Below are 24,185 nucleotides of genomic sequence, written 5' to 3' on the forward strand. Positions count from 1 at the left end.
ATGCAGAACTTAGATTTCTTCGTACAGCGGCAAGGTCAGGAACTCTTCGAACTTGTCGGACGTGGCCATGGTTTCAAAAATCGTGGCGGCACGCTCGTAGCTGGGGTTCTCGCCATTGGGGGCGTCGACCTTCACTTTGGCCAGCTCTTCGGGAATCATCGCCCGCACCATGTCGGCGGTGACCTTGCGGCCGTCTTCGAGCACACCCTTGCTCGAACGGATCCACTGCCACACTTGCGAGCGGCTGATTTCGGCCGTGGCCGCGTCTTCCATCAGGTTGTGGATCGGCACGCAGCCATTGCCGGTCAGCCAGCTGCCCAGGTAGTGGATGCCCACGTTGATGTTGTAACGCAGGCCCGCTTCCGTGATGGGCGCTTCCGGCTTGAAGTCGAGCAACTGGGCCGCCGTCACTTCCACGTCCATGCGCTGTTTTTCCACCTGGTTGGGCTTGTCACCGAGCACATTGACGAATTCCGTCATCGCCAGTTGCACCAGGCCCGGGTGGGCCACCCAGCCGCCGTCGTAGCCGTCGGTGGCATCGCGCGCCTTGTCCACGCGCACGCCGGCCATGGCGATCTCGTTCTTTTCAGGGTCGTTCTTGATGGGAATCAGCGCGGCCATGCCGCCCATCGCTTGCGCGCCGCGGTGATGGCAGGTTTTCAGCAGCAGCAAGGCGTAGGCGCGCATGAAGGGCGCCGTCATCGTCACTTTCGGGCGGTCGGCCAGGCAGAAATCTTTGTCGAGCTTGAATTTCTTGATGCACGAGAAAATATAATCCCAGCGGCCAGCGTTCAACCCGCTGCTGTGGGCGCGCAGTTCGTACAGGATTTCATCCATCTCGAAGGCGGCGTTGATCGTTTCGATCAGCACGGTGGCCTTGATGGTGCCTTGTGGCAGGCCCAGTTCGTCTTGCGTCATGACGAAAATATCGTTCCACAGGCGCGCTTCCAGGTGCGATTCGATTTTCGGCAGATAAAAATACGGGCCGGCGCCCCGCGCCAGCAGTTCCTTGGCGTTGTGGAACATGAACAGGGCGAAATCGAGGATGCCGCCGGAGACGCGCTTGCCGTCGACGAGTACGTGCTTTTCGTCGAGGTGCCAGCCGCGCGGACGCACGATCAGGGTGGCGATCTTGTCGTTGAGCTTGTACGACTTGCCCTTCTGCTCGAGCGTGATGGTGCGGCGGATCGCTTCCATCAGGTTGATCTGGCCGTCGATCTGGTTGTGCCAGTTCGGCGTCTGCGAATCTTCGAAGTCCGTCATGTAGGCATCGGCGCCCGAATTGAAGGCGTTGATGACCATCTTGCGGTCGGTCGGGCCGGTAATTTCCACGCGGCGGCATTGGAGCGCGTCGGGAATCGGCGCGATGGTCCAGTCGCCGGCACGGATGTCGGCCGTTTCGGCGAGAAAGTCGAGCCGTTCGCCGGCATCGAGGCGGGCCGCAAGCGCGGCGCGCTGGGCCAGCAATTGCTGGCGGCGGGGTTCGAAGGCGCGCGAGAGCTTCGCCACCAGGGCCAGCGCGTCAGGGGTCAGGATCTGCTCAAAACCGGGTTCGATGGCGCCATTGATGTCCATGCCGGCTGGGGTGCTGATTGTCATGTTTCGCTCCGTTGATTGTAATTGGTCTGGTGCCCTGCCCGCGCTGGCGGCCTGCGTGGCGGCCAGCGCTGCGGCAGCGCAGCAAGTGGGCCAACTGGTGGCCGCTTGTGGCCGTTGGCTCTGCTTGTGTTTTGCAGTATATTCACTAAACATACGATAAACGAGACAATTTATACATTCATCTGTGCGTTTTTGTCACAGATCCACCATGCGAAACGAGAAGCCGCACTATGGGACAATTCCGCCAGATCTCCACCTTCGTCGAAGTCGTCGCCCGGGGCAGCCTGTCGGCGGCGGCGCGCGCCGAGGGCATCGCACCGGCCATGATCGGCCGCCGTCTCGACGCGCTCGAAGCCCGGCTGGGGGTCAAACTGTTGCAGCGCACCACCCGCAAACTGGCGCTGACGAACGAGGGTGCCGCTTTCCTGGAAGATTGCCAGCGGATCCTGGGCGAACTCGAGGAAGCCGAGTCGGCCGTGGCCGAGCGCAGCGCGCGCGCCAGCGGCCACCTGCTGGTGTCGGCACCGGCCGGCTTCGGCCGCCAGCACGTGGCGCCGCTGCTGCCCAGTTTTTTGGCCGAGCACCGCGACGTCACCATCAATCTGAACCTGAACGACCGCCTGGTCGACGTGGTGGGCGAAGGGGTCGACGTGGCCATCCGCATCGCCAGCCTGTCCGATTCGTCCCTGGTGGGGGTCAAACTGGCCGACAACCAGCGCGTGCTGGTCGGCTCGCCCGCTTATTTCAAGCGCCATGGCACTCCGCTCGTGCTCGACGACCTGGCCCGCCACAACTGCCTGGCCATTTCCAGCGAAGGCAGCCAGCGCGGCTGGACCTTCATGGACAATGGAAAAAACGTCACCATCAAGGTCGGTGGCAATATGCAGTGCAACGATGGCGAGGTGCTGCACGACTGGGCACTGGCGGGCAAGGGACTGGCGTGGCGCTCGATGTGGGAGGTGGGGCCGGAACTGCGGGCGGGACGCTTGCGCACGGTACTGGACCAGCATGCGGCGCCCGGCAACGATATCTATGCCGTGTTCGCCCAGCGCCGCCACTTGCCGCTACGGATACGGGCCTTCGTCGATTTCCTGCGCCATACCTACAACCAGAGCGATTACTGGCGGCCCGCTTGAACTGATGCACCATCGCGCATCAGTGGTACGCAAGCGGCCCGCCCAAGGCAGCGCGCCTGACGCCGCCGCGGGGCAGGGTCAGGCGCGAAAATTCGGGCGAAAAAAAATCCCCGGAAACCGAGGATTTTTGTTCGTTGCTTCAGGGACTAATTAGATAGCCTGAATGTTCGAAGCTTGCTTGCCTTTAGGGCCGGCGGTAACTTCGAAAGAGACGCGTTGGTTCTCTTGCAGCGATTTGAAGCCGTTCGACTGAATCGCCGAGAAGTGAGCGAACAGATCTTCGCCGCCTTCATCAGGAGTGATAAAGCCAAAGCCCTTCGAATCATTGAACCATTTTACGATGCCAGTTGCCATTACAATTTCCTATTTCAGTTAAGTTGGGCTTGCGCCCGTTTAGATCGTTTGAAGAAGCAAGAAAGAAATGACAGACAGACTGCACTACTACCTCGAATCCAACGATCCCGCATTATACCGAATAAACCACAAAAAACACGGGTTCCGCGAAATTAAACTCCAAGGCCATGTTTTAATTCAAAACACCAACTTTTTTCGGCGTCCAATCCCGCGGCGGCATGCGTCAATATAGGGGATGGGCTAGCTCAGAGTTTGCGCTAGATCAAATGTCTCCCTGACCACGCTCGACAGGAAAATGGTCGGCGCGTGCATCGATGCCGGCCCACGCCAGGTAGTGGTCGAGGCTGCGTAACCAGCTGTCCCACTCGGCCGCGCCCACCGCGTCGAAGGCCAGCAGCACGCGCAGGCGCTGCTCGAGCACGCGCGCCTCGCTGCCGAAAGTGCGAAAGCCGAAGGTGGCGGCCGAGCCGGCGATGGTGTGCAGCAGTTGCTGCAACTGGCCGGCCAGCGCCACGCTGGGACTGGCCGCATCGAAACCGGCGCGCATTGCCTGCAGCCGGCCCAGCATGGTGGGCACGGTGGCGGCGAACTTGTCGTTCACCTCGCGCAGGCGCTCGAAAAACTGCTGATCGATGGACCTGGTCAGGCCAGGCGCGCCGGGATCGACGGCGCCGTCGGATGCGCAGGACACGCTTTACTTGGTGCCGAAGATGCGGTCGCCCGCGTCGCCCAGGCCGGGCACGATGTAGTCGTGATCGTTCAGGTGCGAATCGAGCGAGGCGACGTACAGCTTGACGCCGGGATGGGCGTTCTGGAATACCTGCACGCCCTCGGGCGCGGCCACCAGCGCCAGGAAGATGATCTGCTCGTCGCTGACGCCGCGCTTTTTCAGGACGTCGACCGCGTGCACGGCCGAATTGCCGGTGGCGACCATCGGATCGCACAGGATGAAGATGCGGTCGGCGGTGTCGGGCAGGCGCACCATGTATTCCACCGGCAGGTGGGTGGCCGGGTCGCGGAACACGCCGATGTGGCCAACGCGCGCCGACGGCACCAGTTCAAGCAGGCCGTCGCTCATGCCGATGCCGGCGCGCAGGATCGGCACGATGGCGAGCTTTTTGCCGGCGATGACGGGGGCGTCGATCGTCACCAGGGGGGTCTCGATGGTGCGGGTGGTCAGCGGCAGATCGCGGGTGATCTCGTACCCCATCAGCAGGGTGATTTCCTTGAGCAGCTCGCGGAAGGTGCGGGTCGAGGTGTCGCGCTCGCGCATGTGCGACAGCTTGTGCTGAATTAACGGGTGATTGAGGATGAACAGGTTCGGAAAACGGGGATCTTGGTTCATGGAGGGCATGGTGTCCTGGGTCGGTAGGTCGACGCCGGCGCTAATTGGATAGGGCGGCGTTAAGGCTGGGCATGCCGCATTATCCCAGCCCTTGCCGCGCTTGTCCGCAATTTGGCAAAGAAATATCAGCGCGCACCGCCCCCGTTCACCAGCGCCCGCGCGAGAATGGCCGCGCAGTCGACCCCGGGCGGCAGGCGCCCGAACGCGCCGCCCGGCGCGCTCGCCAGGCGCGAGCGCACGAAGGCCTCGCCCACCACCGCCGGCGCGTGGCGCAGCAGCAGCGCGGCCTGCAGCGCCAGCACGATGCGCTCGGCCAGCGCGCGCGCGCCGTACTGGTCGTCGGCGCCACCCGCGGCGGCCAGGTCGGCCAGCAAGGCCTGCACGTAGGCCCGGAACAGCCCCGCCGGCGCGCCCTCACCCCCTGCGGCCAGCGCCAGTTCGGCCGCCAGCGCATCGCGCGCGCCGCGGTTGCGCGCCAGCGCGCGCAGCACGTCAAGACACATCACATTGCCCGACCCCTCCCAGATCGAATTGACGGGCGCTTCGCGGTACAGGCGCGCCAGCGGGCCGTCCTCGACGTAGCCGTTGCCGCCCATCACCTCCATCGCCTCGGCGCAGAAGACCGGTCCGCGCTTGCAGATCCAGTACTTGCCGGCCGGGGTCAGCACCCGCGCCAGCAGCACCTCGGCCGCGTCGTCGCTGTCGAAACAGCGCGCCAGGCGCAGGGCGAAGGCGGTGGCCGCCTCCGATTCGAGCGCCAGGTCGGCCAGCACGTTCTGCATCAGCGGCTGCTGTTCGAGCGGACGGCCGAACACCGCACGCCCGCGCGCATGGTGCAGCGCGTGGCACAAGGCCGCGCGCATGATCGAGGCGCTGCCGATCACGCAATCGAGCCGGGTATGGCCGGCCATTTCCAGGATGGTGGGAATGCCGCGCCCCACCTGCCCCACCAGGAACCCGGTGGCGCCTTCGAACTCCGCCTCCGACGAGGCATTCGAGCGATTGCCAAGCTTGTCCTTGAGGCGCTGCACGCGGATCGCGTTGCGGCTGCCGTCGTCGAGAAAACGGGGCACCAGGAAGCAGCTCAGGCCCGCCTCGGCCACCTGCGCCAGCACCAGGTGGGCATCGGCCTGCGGCGCCGAGAAGAACCACTTGTGGCCGACGATGCGCCAGGCGCCCTTGTCAGGCGCACCACCGGCGCCACCCGGCCACGGCGTGGCGCGGGTGGTGTTGCTGCGCACATCGGAGCCGCCCTGCTTTTCCGTCATGCCCATGCCGATCAGGGCGCCGCGCTTTTGCGCAATCGGCAACGCGCGCGGGTCGTACTGGCAGGCCAGGATCTTCGGCAACCATGTCTGCGCCAGCGCGGGCGCGATCGCGCCCGCAGCCGACAGCGCCGGCACCGCCGCGTACGTCATCGTGACGGGACACAGGACGCCGTTTTCCACCTGGCCGAACAGCAGGAACGCCGCCGCCCGCGCCACCTGGGCGCCCGGCCCCGGCGCCGTCCACGGCGACGCGTGCACGCCGGCTTCGACCATCATCGCCATCAACTGGTGCCAGGCCGGGTGAAATTCGACGGCGTCGATGCGGCGCCCGCCGCGGTCGTAGCCGTACAGCGCGGGCGGATGGGCGTTGGCCAGGCGCCCCAGCTCGAGCGTCGCCGCGCTTCCCAGTTGCGCACCGAGTTGCTCAAGGCGGGGCGCGGCCCAGCCACCGCCTTCGCGCTGCAGCGCCTCGCGCAGCGCGCTGTCGCAGGCGAACAAGTTGACGTCGGCAAAAGGCGGCGCCTGGTTAAGCACCTCGTGGGTGTCGAATTGGTCCATGACAGTCTCCGAACGGCGTCAACAGGATGGGCGGCAACGCCGCTTGCGCCAGTGTGGCGCGGCGCTGGCCAACTTGGCAAGCACAACAACTATTGGTTGCAGCCAGGGCGCCACAGCCTGGCCGCAAGGGAAAAATTATCATTTATATCATCAAAAATGGCGCTACAAGCGAGGGCTGGCCGCCAAAAGCGCCTATTTACAACTGTCGCCGATCAAATAAGCGTGCTTTCGGGCAATTTTTTCGCATTTTGATGCGCTAGAGCATTTTTCGGTGATACATTTCATATTATTTTATCCAATGAAGCATCTCTGGCGGGTCGCCGCAGTGGCGGCTTGCACGATATGGTAATTGTTTGTTACTGTCGCCAGGCCGTCGCCGGCCCCGCCGCAGTGTATGAATGGGGCGTGTCCTTGCGTCGTTTCCCGTAATTGCTTGTCCACCGTCTGAAGGCACGAACTTGCGATGCGTTCCACCTCACCACTGATGCCGCAATCAGACCTGCACCATGAGCTCGACCAGCTGATGGAAGCGGCCGGCGACGCCGTGTTTCGCCTCGACCAGGCCGGCCGTATTGAACACGCCAGCCTGCGCGCGCTGCGCCTGTTCGGCCAGGGCCGCCCGCTCGGCGGCATCGCCCTGTCGACCCTGGCCGTCGACGGCGACCAGGCGCACATCGAAGGCGCCGTCGCGGCGGCATCCGGTGCGGCCCAGCAAAGCGTGGTCAATGTGCGCCTGCAGGCGCATGGCGCGACGCCCTGCTTTGAACTGCGCATCTCGCACTTCACCGGATCGGACGGCGGCGCCGAACTGCTGGTGGTGGGCCGCGACATTTCGGCGCAGCAGGCCACCGAGGCGCACCTGCGCCACATGGCCACCCACGACACCCTCACCGATCTGCCCAATCGCCTGCTGCTGTCGGACCGCATCCGCATGGTCATTTCGCACGCGCGCCGGGCCGGCCAGGATTTTTCGGTGGCCACCATCGGCCTGGACTCGTTCAAGAAGGTCAACGACGGTCTCGGCCTGCCGGCCGGCGACGCCGTGCTGCGCATGGCCGCGGCGCGCCTGCGCAAGACGCTGCGCGACAGCGACACCCTGGCGCGCGTGGGCGGCGACGAGTTCGTCGCCGTGCTGCCCGGCACCCACACGGAGGCGCAGATCAAGCTCGTCACGGGGCGCCTGCTGGCGACCTTGCAGGCGCCGTTCGAGATCGACCATCACACCGTCTACATCGGCGCCTCGATCGGGGTGGCGATCTACCCGCAGCACGCCGAGGACGAAGTGCGGCTCGTCGCGCTGGCCGACGCCGCCATGTCGTACGCCAAGGAGACGGGCAAGTCGCGCTGCGTCGTCTACAGCGAGCGCCAGAGCGGCCCGCCGCTGCACGACATTTCGCTCGAAGCGGCGATGTTCCGCGCCGTGCGCGAGGGCGAATTCCAGCTCTATTACCAGCCCATCGTCGATACCCGCAGCCGCCAGATCCAGGGCTTCGAGACCCTGATGCGCTGGAAGCACCCGACGCTGGGCATGGTGCCGCCGGCCCGCTTCATTCCCATCGCCGAGGCGAATGGCCTGATCAACCTGCTCGGCGCGTGGGCCCTGAAAGCGGCCTGCGTGCAGCTCAAGCAGTTCGAGCAGGTCGCCAAACGCGCGCTGTACATCTCCGTCAACATCAGCCCGCGCCAGTTCCGCAGCGATAAATTCCTCGATGTGCTCGACGATGCCCTGGCCTTCTCGGGGCTGCGCGGCGAGCAGCTCGTGCTCGAGATCACCGAGGGCACCCTGATGATCGATCCGGCCCACGCCGAGACCATCCTGACCCGCATGGCCGAGCGGCGCGCCCGCATCGCCATCGACGATTTCGGCACCGGCTATTCCTCGCTGGCCTACCTCAAGCGCTTTCCCATTTCCGTGCTCAAGGTCGACCGCGCCTTCGTCAAGGACTTGCCGGCATCGACCAAGGACGCCGCCATCTGCAACGCCGTGCTCGACATCGCCAAGCACTTGCAGCTGTCGGTGGTGGCCGAAGGGGTCGAGACGGAAGAGCAGCTGGCATTTCTGGAAGAGCGCGGTTGCCAGTACATCCAGGGTTACCTGACCGGCAAACCGATGACGGCGCCGGTGGCGATGGCGGCGCTCAAGGAAGACATGTACGCCGCCTTCCTGCCGCAAGCGGCCCAATCCGACAAGCCCAGGGACGCGTCATGACAACGTCGCCGCTGGCCATGGCCCACGCCACCACCGCGCAGCCGCCCGATGGCGACGCCACCCTGGCGCTGCTGTGGGAGCGGGTGCGCCGCCAGGGCGACATGCCCGGCTTCGCGCGCGCCATCGGCGCCATCCTGGGCGCCATGCGCGGCGAGGACGACGACGATTTCGACATGGCGCAGACGGTGCTGACGGACCCCGTGCTGACGCAAAAGGTGCTGCGCCTGGCCAACAGCAGCATGTACTCGGCATTCGGCCAGAGCGTCAACACCGTCACCCGCGCGATCGCCGTGATCGGCACCGATGCCATCGGCCACCTGGCGCTGGGACTGAAGCTGGTCGAGGAATTGTCGAGCAATATCGACGATCCGTCGGTGGCCCACATCGAGATGGAAAAGGCGGCGCTGGCGGGGATGGTGGCGCACCAGGTCGCGCTCGGCGCAGCCGTCCACACCCCCGAGGAAGCGGTGGTGTGCTCGATGCTGCACGCGCTGGGACGGATGATGGTGGCGTTCTACATGCCGGCGGCCTGGGACCGGCTGCTGCACCATAGCGACGACGGCGACATCGACGCCGCCGCCCTGCCCGTGCTGGGCCTGACGATCGAACAGATCGGCCGCGCGGCGGCGGAAAACTGGGGCCTGCCGGCCAACCTGATCGGCGGCATGCGCCGCATCGAACCGGGCAGCTCGGGCGAAAAGCTGCACTACGCCGACTGGCTGTCGGCGGTATCGACCATGTCGACCCAGTGCGCCGAAGCGCTGTGGCACGACGACGCCGCGGGCGCCGAGAAGGTGCGCGAACTGGCGCACGGTTTCGCCACCATGCTGGGCATCACCCCGGACGCGCTGATGCTGTCGATCGAAAAAGCCAAGGTGGCCGCCGGCGCCGACCTGTCGATCGCGCCGCTGTCGAAGCCGGCCGAACGGCGCGCCCAGATTCTCGCCTCGACCAGGAAACGCGATGAAGGCCACAAGGTGCTCGGCGCCGGGGTGGCCGACATGCGCGACTTCGTCAACGCCGCCACCCCGGGCCAGATGATGTCGATGGCGCTCGAGACGGTCTACCAGGGCCTCAGTTTCACCCGCGCCGTCGCCTTCATGCGCAGCCCCCGCGAGAAGCGCTACCTGGCCAAGATGGGCTTTGGCGACGGCGTGCGCGAGCTGCTGCCGTCGATGCAGTTCGACGAGGCCTACGAGGCCAATGTGTTTCACGCGGCGCTCAACAACGACCGCGTGATCTTCATCGAAAACGCCCGCGATCCGAAATTCGCCGCCAAGCTGCCCTTGTGGTGGAAGGACACGCTGCACGACGCCACCAGTTTCGTGATCCTGCCCGTGTGCAGCGACGGCAAGCCGGTGGGATTCATCTACGGCGACTGGGACGCCAGCTTTCCCGCCATCGCCCTCAACGAGACCGAGTTCGGCCTGTTGAACAATGTGCGCTCGCTGGTGGCGCGCTGCGTCGACCGGCGCCGCCAGATCGAGGTGGTGGCGGCGAAAAACCAGCTGGGCTGACCGCCCGCGCTGGTGCTTCGACCTACTTGCCGGCGCGCGCGATGTCCGGCGTCGCCACCCGCACGTCGCCGCACTGGGCACGGTGCATCAGCGCGTGATCCATCAGCACCAGCGCCAGCATCGCCTCGGCGATCGGGGTGGCGCGGATGCCCACGCAAGGGTCATGGCGGCCGAACGTTTCCACCATCACGGGATGGCCGTCCTTGTCGATCGAGCGACGCGGGGTGCGGATCGACGAGGTGGGCTTGATGGCGATCGACACGGTGATGTCCTGGCCCGTCGAGATGCCGCCCAGCATGCCGCCGGCGTTGTTGCCAACGAAACCCTCGGGGGTCAGCTCGTCGCCGTGCTCGGAGCCCTTCTGCGCCACCGACTTGAAGCCGGCGCCGATTTCCACGCCCTTGACGGCATTGATGCCCATCATCGCGTAGGCGATGTCGGCGTCGAGCTTGTCGTAGATGGGCTGGCCCAGTCCCACCGGCACATTGGTGGCGCACACGTCGATGCGGGCGCCGATGGAGTCGCCGGCGCGGCGCAGTTCGTCCATCGCCGCCTCCATGCGGGCGATCAGGGCGGCGTCGCCGCTGGCGGCAAAAAACGGATTGTCGGCCACGTGCTGCCAGCCCTCGAAGGGCACGGCGATGTCGCCCAGCTGGCTCATGCAGCCCATGAACTCGGTGCCGTACTGCTGCTTGAGCCATTTCCTGGCGATCGCCGCCGCCCCCACCACGGGCGCGGTCAGGCGCGCCGACGAACGCCCGCCGCCACGCGGGTCGCGCACGCCGTACTTGTGCCAATACGTATAGTCGGCGTGACCGGGACGAAAACTCTCGGCGATGTTGCCGTAGTCCTTGCTGCGCTGGTCTTCGTTGGGGATCAGCAGGGCGATCGGGGTGCCGGTGGTGACGCCCTGGTAGACGCCCGACAGGATCTGCACGGTGTCCGATTCCTGGCGCTGGGTGACGTGGCGCGAGGTGCCCGGCTTCCTGCGGTCGAGCTCTGGCTGGATGTCCGCCGCCGTCAGCGCCAAACCGGGTGGACAGCCATCGATCACGCAGCCGATGGCAGGGCCGTGCGACTCGCCGAAGGTGGAAACAACAAACAGGGTGCCAAAAGAGTTACCGGACATGATGGAAGGGCGTGGATGGATGATGCCCCATTTTACCAGCCGTCGCGCCAGCGGCCCCGGCATCGGCAAATGCAACATCGAATCGGTTAATTGTGTCGTGATTTAGTTACTAGTTTTCAATTTCTTGACCCGTAAGGCATGCGATTCGCCCGTGCCCCGGGCATTCCACTATATACTTGTATGGTCAGCCAGCCCGCAGTCAGGAGAAGCATCCCATGCCCCTATCGAGCCCGCCCTTAGCAGCGATCAAGGACGATCCCGACGACCTGTTATTTCTGGAAGAACGTAAACTTCCCCTCGACGCCGATGGCGGTCCGCTTGCCGGCCCCGTGTGGCGGATACTGATCGTCGACGACGACGCCGACGTCCACACCACCACCACATTCGCGCTGGGCAACCTGGAAATGCAGCACCGTCCGCTCGTGTTCCTGCACGCCTACTCGGCGGCGCAGGCGCGCGAACTGCTGGCACGCGAAGGTGACATCGCCGTCATCCTGCTCGACGTCGTCATGGAAGAAGACGATGCCGGCCTGCACCTGGTGCGCTTCATCCGCGAGACACTCAAGCTGGTCGACGTGCGCATCATCCTGCGCACCGGCCAGCCCGGCTACGCTCCCGAGATCGACGCCATCCGCGATTTCGACATCAACGATTACAAGACCAAGTCCGAACTGACCCGCATCAAGCTGTATACGACGGTGACGGCGGCGGTGCGTTCGTACGAGCAGATCCGCGCCATCGGCAAGAGTCGTAGCGGGCTCGACCGGATCGTCCGCGCCGGCGCCGAACTGATGGCCCTGCAGGGCGTGGCCGATTTCGCCGCCGGCGTGCTGACCCAGGTGGGCGGCATACTCGGCTGCGCCGCCAGCGGCGTGCTGTGCGTGCACGATCCGCTCGACCCCACCGAGCCGGTCGACAGCGTGCCGCAGCGCCTGCCCGTGGTCGCTTGCGCGGGCCTGTTCGCGCCACTGGCGGGCGCGGCCCTGACGGCGCAGGCGCACGGCGCCGCCGCCGACGCCCTGTTCGCCATCGGCGCCGCCCTGGCCGCGCGCGAAAACGTGTATACCAATACGGCCGCCGCGCTCTACTTCAACGGCAAGTCGGGGCGCGACTTCGCCGCCTACATCCCGCTCGTGCAGCCGCTGGGCGACATCGAAAAACGCCTGCTCGAAGTGTTTTGCGGCACCGTCGCGGTGGGGCTGGAAAACGTCGAACTGGTCAGCCACCTGCACACGGCGGCGTTCTACGACCAGCTGTCGAAACTGCCCAACCGCACCCGCCTGGTGGAAATCCTCGACGCCACCCTGGCGGGCCCGGCGCGCGCCTCGAGTATCCTGTCGCTGGTCGACCTCGACCATTTCGCCGAAACCAACGACGCCCTCGGCCACCAGTTCGGCGACCTGCTGCTGGCCGCCGTCGCCGCCCGCCTCCAGCATTGCCAGGGCCTGAACCTGACGGTGGCGCGCATTGGCGGCGACATCTTCAGCGTGCTGGGCGATGCCGCCGTCGTCAACCCGGAATACATCCTGAGCCTGTTCGCCACCCCGTTTTCCATCGACGGCCAGGATGTGCGGGTGTCGGCCACGATGGGCCTGGTACGCCTGGCCGAGCACGACGGCAGCGGCGCCGACGCACTCAAGGACGCCGACATCGCCCTCAAGCGGGCCAAGGTGCAGCAGCGCACGGGCCACTTTTATTTTTCGCGCAGCATGGGCGTGGAAATCCGCGAGCGCGTGCGCATGATGCACGCGCTGCGCACGGGCTTCGCCGCGGGCGAACTGTTCCTCGCCTACCAGCCCCAGGTCGACCTGGTCAGCCGCCGCCCGGTGGGCGCCGAAGCGCTGCTGCGCTGGAAGACCGCCGACGGTACCCAGATCTCGCCGGTCGTGTTCATCCCCATCGCCGAGTATTCGGGCCTGATCATTGAAATCGGCGAATTCGTCCTGCGCAGCGCCTGCCAGGAACTGGTGCGCCTGCGCGCCGGCGGCCACCGCGACTTCACCATGTCCGTCAATGTCTCGCAGGTGCAGTTCCGCCACCCCCTGTTTTTACAGATGCTGCGCGCGGCGCTCGACGACAGCGGCGCCCCGCCCGCATTTGTCGAACTGGAAATTACCGAGTCGATGGCGATGGAAGAGCCCCAGCAGCTCATCGAAATGCTGGCCGAAGTCAAGCGCACCGGCGTCTCCATCGCCATCGACGACTTCGGCACGGGATTTTCTTCGCTGTCCTACCTGCAGCGCCTGCAGATCGACCGCCTGAAGATCGACCGCGCGTTCGTGACCGAAATCACGCAGTCGGCGCGCGGCAGCAGCATCGCCGAAATGGTGATCCAGCTGGGCCGCAACCTGGGCCTGTCGGTGGTGGCCGAAGGGGTCGAGGACGAACGCCAGGCGCACATCCTGCAAGCGCTGGGCTGCCCGATGGGCCAGGGCTTCCTGTTCGCGCGGCCGATGGCGCCCGCCGAACTCGACGCCTGGCTGTTGGCCAATACGCCGGCGTGAGGCGGCAGGCGGCAGGCGCATAGAACCTATCCCGGTAGGTAGGAGGAAGCGGATTGCGATGCATGGCAGCCGAGGGCAAGGCGCGAGGATGACGCATGGCGAGCCATGCGAAGACGAGCAACGCCGCCATCGGCTGCCAGGCGCGCAAGCAGCGACTCCGACCTACCGGGATAGGTTCTTAGTCGGTCTGGTCGGCTTCGGCCGGCCAGTCGCGGATATACGCCTTGAGCATGCGGTTTTCAAAACTCTGCGCTTCGAGCACGGCGCGTGCCACGTCGTAGAAAGAAATCACGCCCAGCAGGGTCTTGGCGTTCATCACGGGCAGATAGCGCGCGTGCTTTTCCAGCATCATGCGGCGCACTTCATTGACTTCGGTGTCGGGCGTGACGGTGATCGGGTGGTCGTCCATGTGCTTGCGGACGGTGCCGGCCCCCACCGAGCCATTGTTTTTGTGCAGCACCTTGATCACTTCGCGGAAGGTCAGCATGCCGACCAGGTCGCCGTACTCCATCACCACCAGCGAGCCGATGTCCTTTTCCGCCATGGTGTTGACGGCGTCGACGATGAGCATGTCGGGACTGGCGGTGTAAAGAATATTGCCCTTTACCTGGAGAATTTCGGAGACTTTCATGGCGGCCACCCTTTTCGGCTGAAGTTGAGGTGTAACGGGACGATCCTGGGGAACGGCTGAGCTTGTAGGCATTATTGTTTGTCAGGTAAAAGCGAGAGTAGCCGAAGCGTAGCAAAAAATCCAGCAACGCGGTGAACGGTGGCGCGAATCGACCTCAAGCCGTGCACCTGGACAGTGCCGGACGCACAAAAACGGTGCTACGATGCCGCCCATTGCCATTAAACCGACGAGTCCACCATGAGCGGTCCCCAGTACCCGGGCTTTGACACCCTGTCCCTGCACGCCGGCAGCACGCCCGACCCCACCACGGGGGCGCGCGCCACGCCCGTGTATTTCACGTCCTCGTTCGCCTTCAAGGATTCCGACCACGCGGCGGCACTGTTCAACATGGAACGCGCCGGCCACGTCTATTCGCGCATCTCGAACCCCACCAACGCCGTGCTCGAAGAGCGCATCGCCGCCCTCGAAGGGGGCGTGGCGGGCATCGCCACCGCCAGCGGCCAGGCCGCCATGCACCTGGGCCTGGCGACCATCGCCGGCGCCGGCCACCACGTCGTCGCCTCCAGCGCCCTGTACGGCGGCTCGCACAACCTGCTCGCCTATACCCTCAAGCGCTTCGGCATCGCCACCACGTTTGTCAATCCGCGCGACATCGACGCCTGGCGCGCTGCCATCCGCCCGGAAACGCGCGTGCTGTTCGGCGAAACCCTGGGCAACCCGGGGCTCGACGTGCTCGACCTGCCGGCCATCGCCGCGCTGGCCCACGAGCACCAGCTGCCGCTGATGGTCGACTCGACCTTCACCACGCCCTACCTGCTGCGCCCGTTCGACCATGGCGCCGACCTGGTGTTCCACTCGGCCACCAAGTTCCTGTGCGGGCATGGCACGGCCATCGGCGGCCTGCTGGTCGAGGGCGGCACCTTCGACTGGCAAGCGGCCTACGAGGCCACGGGGCGCTTTGCCGAATTGTGCGAGCCCTACGAGGGTTTCCACGGCATGGTGTTCAGCGAAGAGTCGACCGTCGCGCCGTTTTCCCTGCGCGCCCGCCGCGAAGGCTTGCGCGACTTCGGCGCCGTCATGAGCCCGCACAATGCCTTCGCCATCCTGCAGGGCGTCGAAACGCTGGGCCTGCGCATGGAGCGCCACGTGGCCAATACCCGCAAGGTGGTCGAGTTTCTGCTGGCCCAGCCGGCGGTGGCGTCGGTGTCCTACCCGGAACTGGACAGCCACCCCGACCACGTGCTCGCGCGCACGCTGTTGCCGCGCGGTTGCGGCGCCGTGTTCACTTTCAATCTGAAGGGCGACCGCGCCGCCGGGCGCCGCTTTGTCGACGCCTTGCAGGTGTTTTCGCACCTGGCCAACGTGGGCGACGCCAAGTCGCTGGTGATCCACCCCGCCTCCACCACCCACCTGCGGGTGCCGGCCGACCAGCTCGCCGCCAGCGGCGTCACCGAGGGCACCATGCGCCTGTCGGTGGGACTGGAAAACATCGACGACCTCACGGGCGACCTGGCGCGCGCGCTCAAACTGTCGCAGAAAGGGGCCTGACATGCTGCTCGAGGTACAAGGACACAGCGCCTACTGCTACGGCGGCGGCAAGCCTTTCAACGCCAGCCTGCCCAGCGCCGTGTTCATCCACGGCGCCCAGAACGACCATTCCGTGTGGGCCCTGCAGAGCCGTTATTTTGCCCACCATGGCTGGAACGTGCTGGCCGTCGACCTGCCCGGCCACGGCCGCAGCGGCGGGCCCGCGCTGGCCAGCGTGGAAGCGATGGCGGCCTGGCTGGTGGCGTTGCTCGACGCCGCCGGGGTCGGCCAGGCGCTGCTGATCGGCCACAGCATGGGCTCGCTCATCGCGCTCGAGGCCTGCCAGCAGCTGGCGGGCCGGGTGATCGGCCTGGCCATGCTGGGCACGACCTACCCGATGAAGGTGGCCGACGCCCTGCTGGGCATGGCGCGCGACGACGAGGGCAGCGCCATCGACCTGGTCAACATCTGGTCGCATGCGCGCGCGGGCCTGTTGCAGCCGCAAAATCCGCTGGCGCCGCTGGCGGGCGTGTCGACCATGGGGGTGGCGCGCCGGCTGATGCAGCGCATGTCGGCGCGCAATCCGGCCCAGCTGTTCCATACGGATTTTTGCGCCTGCAACGCCTACGCCAACGGCGAGCGCGCGATCGCGTCGCTGGCCTGTCCCGTGCTGTTCATCTTCGGCAGCAAGGACAGCATGACCCCGCCGCGCTCGACGCGTGCGCTCACGGCCAGCGTGGCGGCGGTGACGACGATGCGCGTGCTGCAGCTCGACGCCGGCCATTCACTGATGGCCGAGCAGAGCGGCACCGTGCTCGACGCCCTGTTCGGCTTTGCCGGCGAACTGAAGACGTCTTGAATTACAGGGGGCCGAAGTGCTCGGCCAGGCTCTGGTGCAGGCCGTTTTCCACGGCCCGCCCCACCTGGCGCGCCAGCGTCGCCGTGTCGAGCGTGAGCAGGTTGTCGGCCTGCGCCGGCACCGGCCCGCCCGCCCCGATGGCCCGGCCGCTGAACACGAACAGGCGGTACACATCGGACAGGCGCAGCTTGTCGGGGTTGCTGAGCAAGACCCAGTTGTCGCGGCTGGCGCGCGAGCGCTCCTTCCAGCGCGCGCGCGTGGAAATGTCGAGCTCCACCCGTCCCACCCAGCCGGCCGCCACCATGCGGTCGAGCAGCTCGCTCATTTCCTCGTAGCCGATGCGGGTGTGATCGCGGATGGTGCGGCTGGGCACCAGCGCCGAATCGGCGATGCGGGCGCCGCCGTAGAGCACTTTCAGGATCGCCACCGCGTCGACGAAATCGCCGCCCGGCACGGGCTGGTACCACCAGCGCTCGTATTTGATCACCGGCAGCGCCGCCGTGATGGTGGCGCCCACCAGCGCGATCATCCACGACAGGTAGAGCCACAACAGAAACAGTGGCAGCGCCGCCAGCGCCCCGTAAATGATGGCGTAGGTGGGAAACTGGCGGATGAAGATGGCAAAACCCCGCTTGGCGATTTCGAAGGCCACCGCCGCCACCAGCCCGCCCCAGATGGCATCGCGCCAGTCGACATGGCGGTTCGGCACCGTCACGTACAGCAGCGTGTAGGCGCCGGCCGACAGCGCCACCGACACCGCCGTGTAAAACAAGGCGCCCACCAGCGGCACCGCCAGCACCACTTCGCTGGTGGCCATGAACAATTGCGACGTCACCGTCAGCGACAAGCCGAACAGCACCGGCCCCAGCGTGAGCAGGGCCCAGTACATCACCAGGCGCTGGGTGAACGGGCGGCGCCGGCGCACGCCCCAGATCTGGTTGAAGGCGCGCTCGATCATCGCCATCATCGCCGTCGAGGTCAGCAGCAGGGCCACCGCGCCCACCGCCGACAGCCGGGTCGCCTTGCTGGCGAACTGGGTCAGGTTGCCGATGATGGTGTTGGCGATCCCGCGCGGCATCAGCGTCTGGACAAAATAGGTTTCCAGCGACGCGCGAAACGCGTTAAAAATCGGAAACGTCGTGAAGATCGCCAGCACGATCGTCAGCAGGGGAACCAGCGCCAGGGTGGTGGTGAAGGTGAGGCTGCCGGCCACTTGCGGCAGGCGCTCTTCGCGCAGGCGGCGCCCGGCAAAGCGCAGCAAGTCGCCGCCCTGGCGCCAGCTCAGGTGGCGGACGATGTCGGCCTGGGAGTCGAGCAAGGCGCCGGCAGTACGGGAAAGCGAGTAGGCAGTCTTGGAAAGCATCCGTCAGGGGCGTCCGCGCGGTGTAAAGCGCCCTATAATACCAATGATGAACCCAACCAATCCGATTATTCTCGTTTTGTATTACTCGCGCCATGGCGCCACCCGCAAGCTCGCTGAACTGATCGCCCAGGGCGTCGAATCGGTGCCCGGTTGCGATGCCCGTCTGCGCACGGTGCCGGCGGTGTCGTCGGTGGCCGAAGCGACCGCGCCCGCCATTCCGCCCAGCGGCGCGCCGTATGTCGAGCTGGCCGACCTGGCCGAGTGCGCCGGCCTGGCGCTCGGTTCGCCCACCCGCTTCGGCAATATGGCCGCCAGCCTCAAGTATTTCCTCGACGGCACTGCCACCGACTGGCTGGCCGGCACCCTGGCGGGCAAGCCGGCCTGCGTGTTCACCTCGACGGGCAGCCTGCACGGCGGCCAGGAATCGACCCTGCTGTCGATGATGCTGCCGCTGCTGCACCACGGCATGCTGGTGATGGGCCTGCCCTATACCAACCCCGAACTGATGACCACTGCCAGCGGCGGCAGCCCCTACGGCGCCACCCACTGGTCCGGCATCGACGGCGACAAGGCCATCACCGAGGACGAGAAGCGCCTGGCGATCGCCCTCGGTAAACGGCTGGCGCAGACCGCCGCCGCCCTGCAAGGAGAGCGCTGATGGAAAGTCCGAAGTGGTTTCATACGGGCTGCCTGCTCAGCCTGATCGTGCTGATCGTCCACCTGGTGGCATGGGAAATGTGGGTGGCGCCCCTGCGTCCGGGCGGCTCGCTGCTGGCGCTGAAGGCGCTGCTGCTGCTCATTCCCCTGCGCGGCGTGCTCAAGCGCGACATCTACACGCTGCAATGGTCGTCGATGGTGATCCTGCTGTACTTTACCGAGGGTGTGGTGCGCGCCTGGAGCGACACGCTGGCGCTGTCGCGCTACATGGCGTTCGGCGAAGTGGCGCTGGTGCTGGTCTACTTTACCTGCACCCTGCTGTACCTGGCGCCGTACAAGCGCGCCGCCAAGCGCATGGCCAAAGAACTGCTCGACAAGGTAAAAACCGCGCGCCGCAATGAACACTGACGGCGCGCCCGGCACCGTGGCGGTGCTCGCCGGCGCCGAGCGTGCCCGTTTCCTGCAGCGCTGCCGCGCCATCGTGGGCGACGCCGGCGTGCTCACCGCCGGCGCCGACTGCGCGCCCTTTCTCACTGACTGGCGCGGCCGCTTCACGGGGCTGGCGCTGGCCGTGCTGCGTCCGGCCAGCACGACCGAGGTGGCCGAACTGGTCAAGCTGTGCGTGCAGTTTCGCGTGCCGATCGTGCCGCAGGGCGGGCGCACCGGCCTGGTGCTGGGCAGCGTGCCCGACGCCAGCGGCGCCGCCGTGGTGCTGTCGCTGGCGCGACTGAACCGCATCCGCCGCGTCGACCCCGTCAACCGCGCCATGACGGTCGATGCGGGCTGCATCCTGCACGACGTGCAGCAGGCGGCCGCCGCCAGCGGCTGCCTGTTTCCCCTGTCGCTGGCCGCCGAAGGCAGTTGCAGCATCGGCGGCAACCTGTCGACCAATGCGGGCGGCACCGCCGTGCTGCGCTACGGTAATGCGCGCGAACTGTGCCTGGGCCTGGAAGTGGTGACGGCGCAGGGCGACGTCTGGGATGGCTTGCGCGCCCTGCGCAAGGACAACACCGGCTACGACCTGCGCGACCTGTTCATCGGCGCCGAGGGCACGCTGGGCATCATCACGGGCGCCGTCCTCAAACTGTTTCCCCGTCCGAAGGGGGCACTGACGGCGCTGGTGGCGCTCGACTCCCCGGCCGCCGCCGCCACGCTGCTGCTGCTGGCGCAGGATGCCTGCGGCGCCGCGCTGACGGGCTTCGAACTGATGTCGCACTACTGCCTCGACCTGGTGCACCAGCACTTTCCCGCGCTGGCCCGCCCCATCGAGCGCGCCTGCCCGTATTACGTGCTGCTGGAAGTGTCGAGCAGCGAGTCGGACGCACACGCGGGCCAGCTCATCGAGCAGACCCTGGCCGCAGCCCTGTCCGACCATGCCTGCCACGACGCCGTGGTGGCGTCCTCGCTGGCCCAGGCCAAGGGCCTGTGGGACCTGCGCGAGCACATCCCGCTGGCGCAGGCGCGCCAGGGCAAAAACATCAAGCACGACATTTCCCTGCCCGTGTCGACCATCGCCAGCTTCATCGCCGCCACCGATGCGGCGCTGGCGCGGCAGTTTCCCGGCTGCCAGGTGGTCTGCTTCGGCCATCTGGGCGACGGCAACCTGCACTACAACGTGGCCGCGCCGGCCGGCCAATCCGATGAGCGCTTCCTCGACCAGCAGGACGCCATCAACGCCATCGTCTACGCCGGCGTGGAACAGTACCAGGGCTCGATCTCGGCCGAACACGGCATCGGTGCCTTGAAGCGCGAAGCGCTGACCCACCACAAGAGCGCCATCGAACTGGCGCTGATGCGCTCGATCAAAACTGCGCTCGACCCCTTGAACCTGATGAACCCCGGTAAGGTCCTGTGAGCGCGGCCGCGGCGCGGCGCCAGCTCTCGCGCTGGCTGCTGCTGGGCGAATGGCGCAGCCACCCCGTGCGGGCGCTGCTGGCGATCATCGCCATCGCCGTCGGCGTGGCGATGGGCTTTGCCATCCACCTGATCAACGCGGCCGCCTTCAACGAGTTTTCCGCCGCCGTCAAGTCGATCGCCGGCCAGGCCGATATCCAGGTCAGCGGGCGCGAGGCGACCTTCGACGAAGCGATCTATCCCCTGCTGGCGCGCTGGCCGGGCGTGCTGGTGGCCTCGCCCGTGCTCGAGATCGACGCCGGGGTGCCCGCCAAGGGCGCCGGCCTCGGTGGCGGCGGCGCCCTCAAGGTGATCGGCATCGATCCCTTCCAGGCCGGCGCCGTCTCGCCCGATTTGCTGGGGGTGGCCGACAGCGCGCTCGAACTGCTCGCCGACGACGCCATTTTTCTGTCGCCGGCGGCCCAGCGCTACCTGGGCGTGGCCAAGGGCGATGCCTTGCCGCTGCGCGCCGGCAGCGCCGACCTGCGCCTGCGCGTGGCCGGCGGCCTGTTCAACGCGCGTGCCGGCCAGCGCATCGCCGTGATGGACATCGGCGCCGCCCAGTGGCGTTTTCAACGCACGGGCGTGCTCTCACGGGTCGACCTGAAACTGGCCGAGGGGGTCGACCGCGCCCAGTTCGAGCGCGCGCTCAAGGCCGGGCTCGAGCGCCAGTATCCGGGCCGTTTCCAGGTCGCGCAGCCGAACGACAGCGACCAGGACAGCCGCACCAACAGCCTCTCGCGCGCGTACCGGGTCAACCTGACGGTGCTGGCGCTGGTGGCCCTGTTCACGGGGGCCTTCCTGGTGTTTTCCACCCAGGCCCTGTCGGTGATCCGCCGGCGCAGCCAGTTCGCCCTGCTGCGCGTGCTGGGGGTCGAGCGCCGCCAGCTGTTGCAGCAGGTGCTCATCGAAGGGGCCAGCCTGGGCGTGATCGGCGCCGCCTGCGGCATCGCCGGCGGCTACGCGCTGGCCGCCCTGGCCCTGCGCTTTTTCGGCGCCGACCTGGGCGCCGGCTATTTCACGGGGGTGCAGCCGCAGGTGGCCTTCACCCCGGTGGCGGCGGCGGTGTTTTTCAGCCTGGGACTGGGCGTGGCCCTGCTGGGCTGCCTGGCGCCGGCGCTGGAAGCGGCGCGCGCGGCGCCCGCGGTGGCCTTGAAATCGGGCAGCGACGAGAGCGCGCTGGGCAAGCTGGCGCGCATCTGGCCGTCGCTGCTGTGCCTGGGCGCGGCCGCCCTGCTGTCGCGCCTGCCGCCCCTGTTCGAGCTGCCCGTGTTCGGCTACCTGGCCATCGCCCTGCTGCTCATCGGCGGCATCGGCCTGATGCCGCGCCTGGCGGCGGCGCTGTTCGGCCTCGTCCAGCGCCGCCTGGCGCCGCGGCAGGCGGTGCCGGCGCTGGCGCTGGCGCGGCTGGCCAACGCCTCCGGCCAGGCCGCCATCGCGCTTGGCGGCGTGCTGGCCAGCTTCGCCCTGATGGTGGCGATGGCGATCATGGTGTCGAGTTTTCGCATGTCGGTCGACGACTGGCTGCTGCGCATCCTGCCGGCCGACCTGTACGTGCGGGTGGCGGCGGCCGGCGCCACCGCCGGCCTGGGCGCGCCCGAACAGGCCGCCCTGCTGGGCAGCGAGGGGGTGGCGCGCGCCGAATTCCTGCGCAGCCGGCCCGTGTCTCTGGACCCGGCGCGCGCGCCCGTCACCCTGATCGCGCGCGACATCGACGTGGCCGACCCGGGTCAGCGCCTGGTGCTGGTGGGCGCGGCCGCCGCCGTGCCGGCCGGGGCGCGCCCGGCCTGGGTGTCGGAGGCGATGCAGGACCTGTACGGCCTCAAGCCGGGCGCGCGCCTGCAACTGCCGCTGGCGGGCGCCCTGCACGAGTTTTATATCGCCGGCGCCTGGCGCGACTACGCCAGCCAGAACGGCGCCGTGCAGATCCGCCTGGCCGACTACCGCGCCATCACGGGCGACACCGCCGTCAGCGACGCCGCCCTGTGGCTGCGCCCGGGCGTGAGCGCCGACCAGCTCGAAGCGCAACTGCGCCGCCTGCCGTTCGGCCCTGCTCTCACGCTGGCGCGGCCGGGCCAGATCCGCGCCCTCAGCCTGCAGATTTTCGACCGCAGCTTCGCCGTCACTTACCTGCTCGAAGCGATCGCCATCGCCATCGGCATGTCCGGCGTGGCGGCGACGTTTTCCGCGCAGACGCTGGCGCGCGCCCGCGAATTCGGCATGCTGCGCCACGTTGGCGTCACCCGCGGCCAGGTGCTGCGCATCCTCGCCCTCGAGGGCGGCCTGCTCACCGTGCTGGGGGTGGCCTGCGGCTTTGCGCTGGGCCTGACGATCAGCCTGATCCTGGTGTTCGTCGTCAACCCGCAATCGTTCCACTGGACCATGCAACTGCACCTGCCGTGGGGTTTGCTGGCCTCGGTGGCCGCCCTGCTGCTGGCGGCGTCGGTGCTGACCGCGCTGGTGTCGGGCCGTTATGCACTATCGGGCGGACCGATCCGCGCCGTCAGGGAGGACTGGTAATGCCTGTATTGCACAGACTGTTTGGATGGCTGGCCGCGGCCCTGTTGCTGCTTGCCGCGACAGCGCAGGCGGCGCCGGTGACGCCGGTTGCATTCGCCCCCGTGCTGCCCGGTAAAGCCCTGCAGTTCCCCGCCGACTTCGGCGCCCACCCCGACTTCAAAACCGAATGGTGGTACGTCACGGGCTGGCTCGAGCGGGCCGATGGCCGGCCGCTGGGCTTCCAGGTCACCTTTTTTCGCAGCCGCACCGGCGCCGCCAACGACAACCCCAGCGCCTTCGCCGCGCGCCAGCTGATCGTCGCCCACGTCGCCGTCTCCGACCCCGCCGTCGGCCGCCTGCTGCACGACCAGCGCAGCGGGCGGCAGGGTTTCGATCTCAATTATGCGAAGTCTGGCATCACCGACCTGAAGCTGGGCGACTGGACCATGCGGCGCGGCGCCGACGGCGTCTACCGGGTCGCCATCGCCGCCCGCGAGCTGCAATTGCAGCTGACGCTCACGCCCACCGCGCCGCCCCTGGCGCAAGGGGTGGGCGGCTACTCGCAAAAGGGGCCGCAGGCGCGCCACGCCAGCTATTACTACAGCGAGCCGCAATTGAAGGTGAGCGGCAGCGCCGGCGCCGGCAAGGCGGCGCAGGCCGTCACCGGCACTGCCTGGCTCGATCACGAATGGTCGAGCGAAGCGCTCGACCCGGCCGCCAGCGGCTGGGACTGGGTGGGCGCCAACCTGGCCGACGGCTCGGCCCTGATGGCTTTCCAGATCCGCGCCAGGCAAGGTGGTAAGCTATGGGCGCACGCGGTATTGCGCGACCGCGCCGGCAAGCTCACGCAATACGGTCCCGACCAGGTCAGCTTCACCCCGCGCACCCTGTGGAAGTCGCCCGCCACCGGCACGCTCTACCCGGTGGCGACCACCATCGTCACCGGCACGACGCGCTGGCGGCTGACGCCCTTGCAGAACGACCAGGAACTCGACTCGCGCCGCTCGACGGGCGCGCTGTACTGGGAGGGCGCGGTGACGCTCGAGCGGGACGGCCTGCCGGCCGGCCACGGCTACCTGGAAATGACGGGCTACGACAAGCCGATGACGCTGTAAAACGATCGCCCCTTATAACGCA

20 protein-coding genes are annotated in these 24,185 nt (G+C 67.1%); 12 read left to right on the forward strand and 8 right to left on the reverse strand.

The features are described 5' to 3' along the window. Window positions 1–9 precede the first annotated feature (9 nt). Window positions 10–1,599, reverse strand: a complete 1,590-nt coding sequence (gene aceB, locus ACP7EY_RS20655) for a malate synthase A (protein WP_426196961.1) — start codon at window positions 1,597–1,599, stop codon at window positions 10–12. Between the two features lie 230 nt (window positions 1,600–1,829). Here aceB and ACP7EY_RS20660 point away from each other — a divergent pair, with 230 nt between their 5' ends. After that, complete coding sequence (locus ACP7EY_RS20660) at window positions 1,830–2,735, forward strand: LysR family transcriptional regulator (protein WP_426196963.1); 906 nt, start codon at window positions 1,830–1,832, stop codon at window positions 2,733–2,735. A 150-nt stretch (window positions 2,736–2,885) separates the two neighbouring features. Here ACP7EY_RS20660 and ACP7EY_RS20665 read toward each other — a convergent pair whose 3' ends face one another. The 4 genes from ACP7EY_RS20665 to ACP7EY_RS20680 form a co-directional block, all read right to left on the reverse strand. Continuing rightward, complete coding sequence (locus ACP7EY_RS20665; protein ID WP_426116045.1) at window positions 2,886–3,089, reverse strand: cold-shock protein; 204 nt, start codon at window positions 3,087–3,089, stop codon at window positions 2,886–2,888. A 262-nt stretch (window positions 3,090–3,351) separates the two neighbouring features. After that, entirely contained in the window at window positions 3,352–3,780 is a 429-nt protein-coding gene (locus ACP7EY_RS20670; RefSeq protein WP_426196965.1) for an Hpt domain-containing protein, read from the reverse strand. A 3-nt stretch (window positions 3,781–3,783) separates the two neighbouring features. Next, a complete protein-coding gene (gene upp / locus ACP7EY_RS20675; protein ID WP_426196967.1) occupies window positions 3,784–4,434 on the reverse strand; it encodes a uracil phosphoribosyltransferase in 651 nt (216 codons plus the stop codon). Between the two features lie 125 nt (window positions 4,435–4,559). Then, a complete protein-coding gene (locus ACP7EY_RS20680; RefSeq protein WP_426196969.1) occupies window positions 4,560–6,260 on the reverse strand; it encodes an isovaleryl-CoA dehydrogenase in 1,701 nt (566 codons plus the stop codon). Between ACP7EY_RS20680 and ACP7EY_RS20685 the strand changes: the two genes are divergently transcribed. The 3 genes from ACP7EY_RS20685 to ACP7EY_RS20695 all read left to right on the forward strand — a co-directional run bounded on the left by ACP7EY_RS20685 (window position 6,259) and on the right by ACP7EY_RS20695 (window position 9,986). Next, window positions 6,259–6,480: a hypothetical protein gene (locus ACP7EY_RS20685; RefSeq protein ID WP_426196971.1), complete on the forward strand. Its 222-nt coding sequence runs from the start codon at window positions 6,259–6,261 to the stop codon at window positions 6,478–6,480. The genes ACP7EY_RS20680 and ACP7EY_RS20685 overlap by 2 nt on opposite strands. Window positions 6,481–6,723: 243 nt before the next feature. Further along, window positions 6,724–8,469: a putative bifunctional diguanylate cyclase/phosphodiesterase gene (locus ACP7EY_RS20690; protein ID WP_426196973.1), complete on the forward strand. Its 1,746-nt coding sequence runs from the start codon at window positions 6,724–6,726 to the stop codon at window positions 8,467–8,469. Continuing rightward, window positions 8,466–9,986 carry an HDOD domain-containing protein gene (locus tag ACP7EY_RS20695; protein ID WP_426196975.1) on the forward strand — a complete coding sequence of 507 codons (1,521 nt, stop codon included), beginning with the start codon at window positions 8,466–8,468 and terminating at the stop codon, window positions 9,984–9,986. Before ACP7EY_RS20690 ends, ACP7EY_RS20695 begins: the two co-directional genes overlap by 4 nt. 22 nt (window positions 9,987–10,008) lie before the next feature. On the opposite strand, the gene aroC is transcribed toward ACP7EY_RS20695, so the two are convergent. After that, the gene (gene aroC / locus ACP7EY_RS20700) at window positions 10,009–11,115 is read right to left on the reverse strand and encodes a chorismate synthase (RefSeq protein ID WP_426196977.1); all 1,107 of its coding nucleotides are present in this window, start codon (window positions 11,113–11,115) and stop codon (window positions 10,009–10,011) included. A gap of 215 nt (window positions 11,116–11,330) precedes the next feature. Here aroC and ACP7EY_RS20705 point away from each other — a divergent pair, with 215 nt between their 5' ends. Further along, window positions 11,331–13,619 (forward strand): EAL domain-containing protein, encoded by a 2,289-nt coding sequence (locus tag ACP7EY_RS20705; protein WP_426196979.1) that lies wholly within the window; start codon window positions 11,331–11,333, stop codon window positions 13,617–13,619. Between the two features lie 178 nt (window positions 13,620–13,797). Here ACP7EY_RS20705 and ACP7EY_RS20710 read toward each other — a convergent pair whose 3' ends face one another. Next, complete coding sequence (locus ACP7EY_RS20710; protein ID WP_426196981.1) at window positions 13,798–14,250, reverse strand: CBS domain-containing protein; 453 nt, start codon at window positions 14,248–14,250, stop codon at window positions 13,798–13,800. A gap of 237 nt (window positions 14,251–14,487) precedes the next feature. Between ACP7EY_RS20710 and ACP7EY_RS20715 the strand changes: the two genes are divergently transcribed. Both ACP7EY_RS20715 and ACP7EY_RS20720 read left to right on the forward strand, forming a co-directional pair. Then, a complete protein-coding gene (locus tag ACP7EY_RS20715; RefSeq protein WP_426196983.1) occupies window positions 14,488–15,798 on the forward strand; it encodes an O-acetylhomoserine aminocarboxypropyltransferase in 1,311 nt (436 codons plus the stop codon). A 1-nt stretch (window position 15,799) separates the two neighbouring features. Continuing rightward, window positions 15,800–16,636, forward strand: coding sequence for an alpha/beta fold hydrolase (locus ACP7EY_RS20720; protein ID WP_426196984.1), 837 nt, complete (start codon window positions 15,800–15,802; stop codon window positions 16,634–16,636). Window position 16,637: 1 nt separating this feature from the next. Here the strand turns inward: ACP7EY_RS20720 and ACP7EY_RS20725 are convergent, their stop codons facing one another. Next, window positions 16,638–17,999, reverse strand: coding sequence for a YihY family inner membrane protein (locus ACP7EY_RS20725; protein ID WP_426196986.1), 1,362 nt, complete (start codon window positions 17,997–17,999; stop codon window positions 16,638–16,640). A gap of 46 nt (window positions 18,000–18,045) precedes the next feature. Here ACP7EY_RS20725 and wrbA point away from each other — a divergent pair, with 46 nt between their 5' ends. Genes wrbA through ACP7EY_RS20750 form a run of 5 tightly spaced genes read left to right on the forward strand, consistent with a single transcriptional unit; the run spans window position 18,046 to window position 24,163 of the window. Beyond that, window positions 18,046–18,657 carry an NAD(P)H:quinone oxidoreductase gene (gene wrbA, locus ACP7EY_RS20730; protein ID WP_426197022.1) on the forward strand — a complete coding sequence of 204 codons (612 nt, stop codon included), beginning with the start codon at window positions 18,046–18,048 and terminating at the stop codon, window positions 18,655–18,657. After that, on the forward strand, window positions 18,657–19,064 hold the full coding sequence (locus tag ACP7EY_RS20735) for a DUF2069 domain-containing protein (protein ID WP_426196988.1): 408 nt from the start codon (window positions 18,657–18,659) through the stop codon (window positions 19,062–19,064). The genes wrbA and ACP7EY_RS20735 overlap by 1 nt, the downstream gene beginning before the upstream one ends. Beyond that, the gene (locus ACP7EY_RS20740) at window positions 19,054–20,511 is read left to right on the forward strand and encodes an FAD-binding oxidoreductase (RefSeq protein ID WP_426196990.1); all 1,458 of its coding nucleotides are present in this window, start codon (window positions 19,054–19,056) and stop codon (window positions 20,509–20,511) included. The genes ACP7EY_RS20735 and ACP7EY_RS20740 overlap by 11 nt, the downstream gene beginning before the upstream one ends. After that, the gene (locus tag ACP7EY_RS20745; protein WP_426196991.1) at window positions 20,508–23,069 is read left to right on the forward strand and encodes an ABC transporter permease; all 2,562 of its coding nucleotides are present in this window, start codon (window positions 20,508–20,510) and stop codon (window positions 23,067–23,069) included. The genes ACP7EY_RS20740 and ACP7EY_RS20745 overlap by 4 nt, the downstream gene beginning before the upstream one ends. Then, complete coding sequence (locus ACP7EY_RS20750; protein WP_426196992.1) at window positions 23,069–24,163, forward strand: lipocalin-like domain-containing protein; 1,095 nt, start codon at window positions 23,069–23,071, stop codon at window positions 24,161–24,163. Before ACP7EY_RS20745 ends, ACP7EY_RS20750 begins: the two co-directional genes overlap by 1 nt. The last annotated feature ends 22 nt before the right edge of the window (window positions 24,164–24,185 follow it).

It is taken from the genome of Massilia sp. DWR3-1-1 (genome assembly GCF_049898325.1).
GTDB lineage: Bacteria > Pseudomonadota > Gammaproteobacteria > Burkholderiales > Burkholderiaceae_D > JAFCUW01.

Coding starts and splice junctions, on each gene's coding strand:
- aceB (WP_426196961.1), bottom strand. CDS start 1,599: ATGACAATCAGCACCCCAGCCGGCATGGACATCAATGGCGCCATCGAA.
- ACP7EY_RS20660 (WP_426196963.1), top strand. CDS start 1,830: ATGGGACAATTCCGCCAGATCTCCACCTTCGTCGAAGTCGTCGCCCGG.
- ACP7EY_RS20665 (WP_426116045.1), bottom strand. CDS start 3,089: ATGGCAACTGGCATCGTAAAATGGTTCAATGATTCGAAGGGCTTTGGC.
- upp (WP_426196967.1), bottom strand. CDS start 4,434: ATGAACCAAGATCCCCGTTTTCCGAACCTGTTCATCCTCAATCACCCG.
- ACP7EY_RS20685 (WP_426196971.1), top strand. CDS start 6,259: ATGACAGTCTCCGAACGGCGTCAACAGGATGGGCGGCAACGCCGCTTG.
- ACP7EY_RS20680 (WP_426196969.1), bottom strand. CDS start 6,260: ATGGACCAATTCGACACCCACGAGGTGCTTAACCAGGCGCCGCCTTTT.
- ACP7EY_RS20690 (WP_426196973.1), top strand. CDS start 6,724: ATGCGTTCCACCTCACCACTGATGCCGCAATCAGACCTGCACCATGAG.
- ACP7EY_RS20695 (WP_426196975.1), top strand. CDS start 8,466: ATGACAACGTCGCCGCTGGCCATGGCCCACGCCACCACCGCGCAGCCG.
- aroC (WP_426196977.1), bottom strand. CDS start 11,115: ATGTCCGGTAACTCTTTTGGCACCCTGTTTGTTGTTTCCACCTTCGGC.
- ACP7EY_RS20705 (WP_426196979.1), top strand. CDS start 11,331: ATGCCCCTATCGAGCCCGCCCTTAGCAGCGATCAAGGACGATCCCGAC.
- ACP7EY_RS20710 (WP_426196981.1), bottom strand. CDS start 14,250: ATGAAAGTCTCCGAAATTCTCCAGGTAAAGGGCAATATTCTTTACACC.
- ACP7EY_RS20715 (WP_426196983.1), top strand. CDS start 14,488: ATGAGCGGTCCCCAGTACCCGGGCTTTGACACCCTGTCCCTGCACGCC.
- ACP7EY_RS20720 (WP_426196984.1), top strand. CDS start 15,800: ATGCTGCTCGAGGTACAAGGACACAGCGCCTACTGCTACGGCGGCGGC.
- ACP7EY_RS20725 (WP_426196986.1), bottom strand. CDS start 17,999: ATGCTTTCCAAGACTGCCTACTCGCTTTCCCGTACTGCCGGCGCCTTG.
- wrbA (WP_426197022.1), top strand. CDS start 18,046: ATGAACCCAACCAATCCGATTATTCTCGTTTTGTATTACTCGCGCCAT.
- ACP7EY_RS20735 (WP_426196988.1), top strand. CDS start 18,657: ATGGAAAGTCCGAAGTGGTTTCATACGGGCTGCCTGCTCAGCCTGATC.
- ACP7EY_RS20740 (WP_426196990.1), top strand. CDS start 19,054: ATGAACACTGACGGCGCGCCCGGCACCGTGGCGGTGCTCGCCGGCGCC.
- ACP7EY_RS20750 (WP_426196992.1), top strand. CDS start 23,069: ATGCCTGTATTGCACAGACTGTTTGGATGGCTGGCCGCGGCCCTGTTG.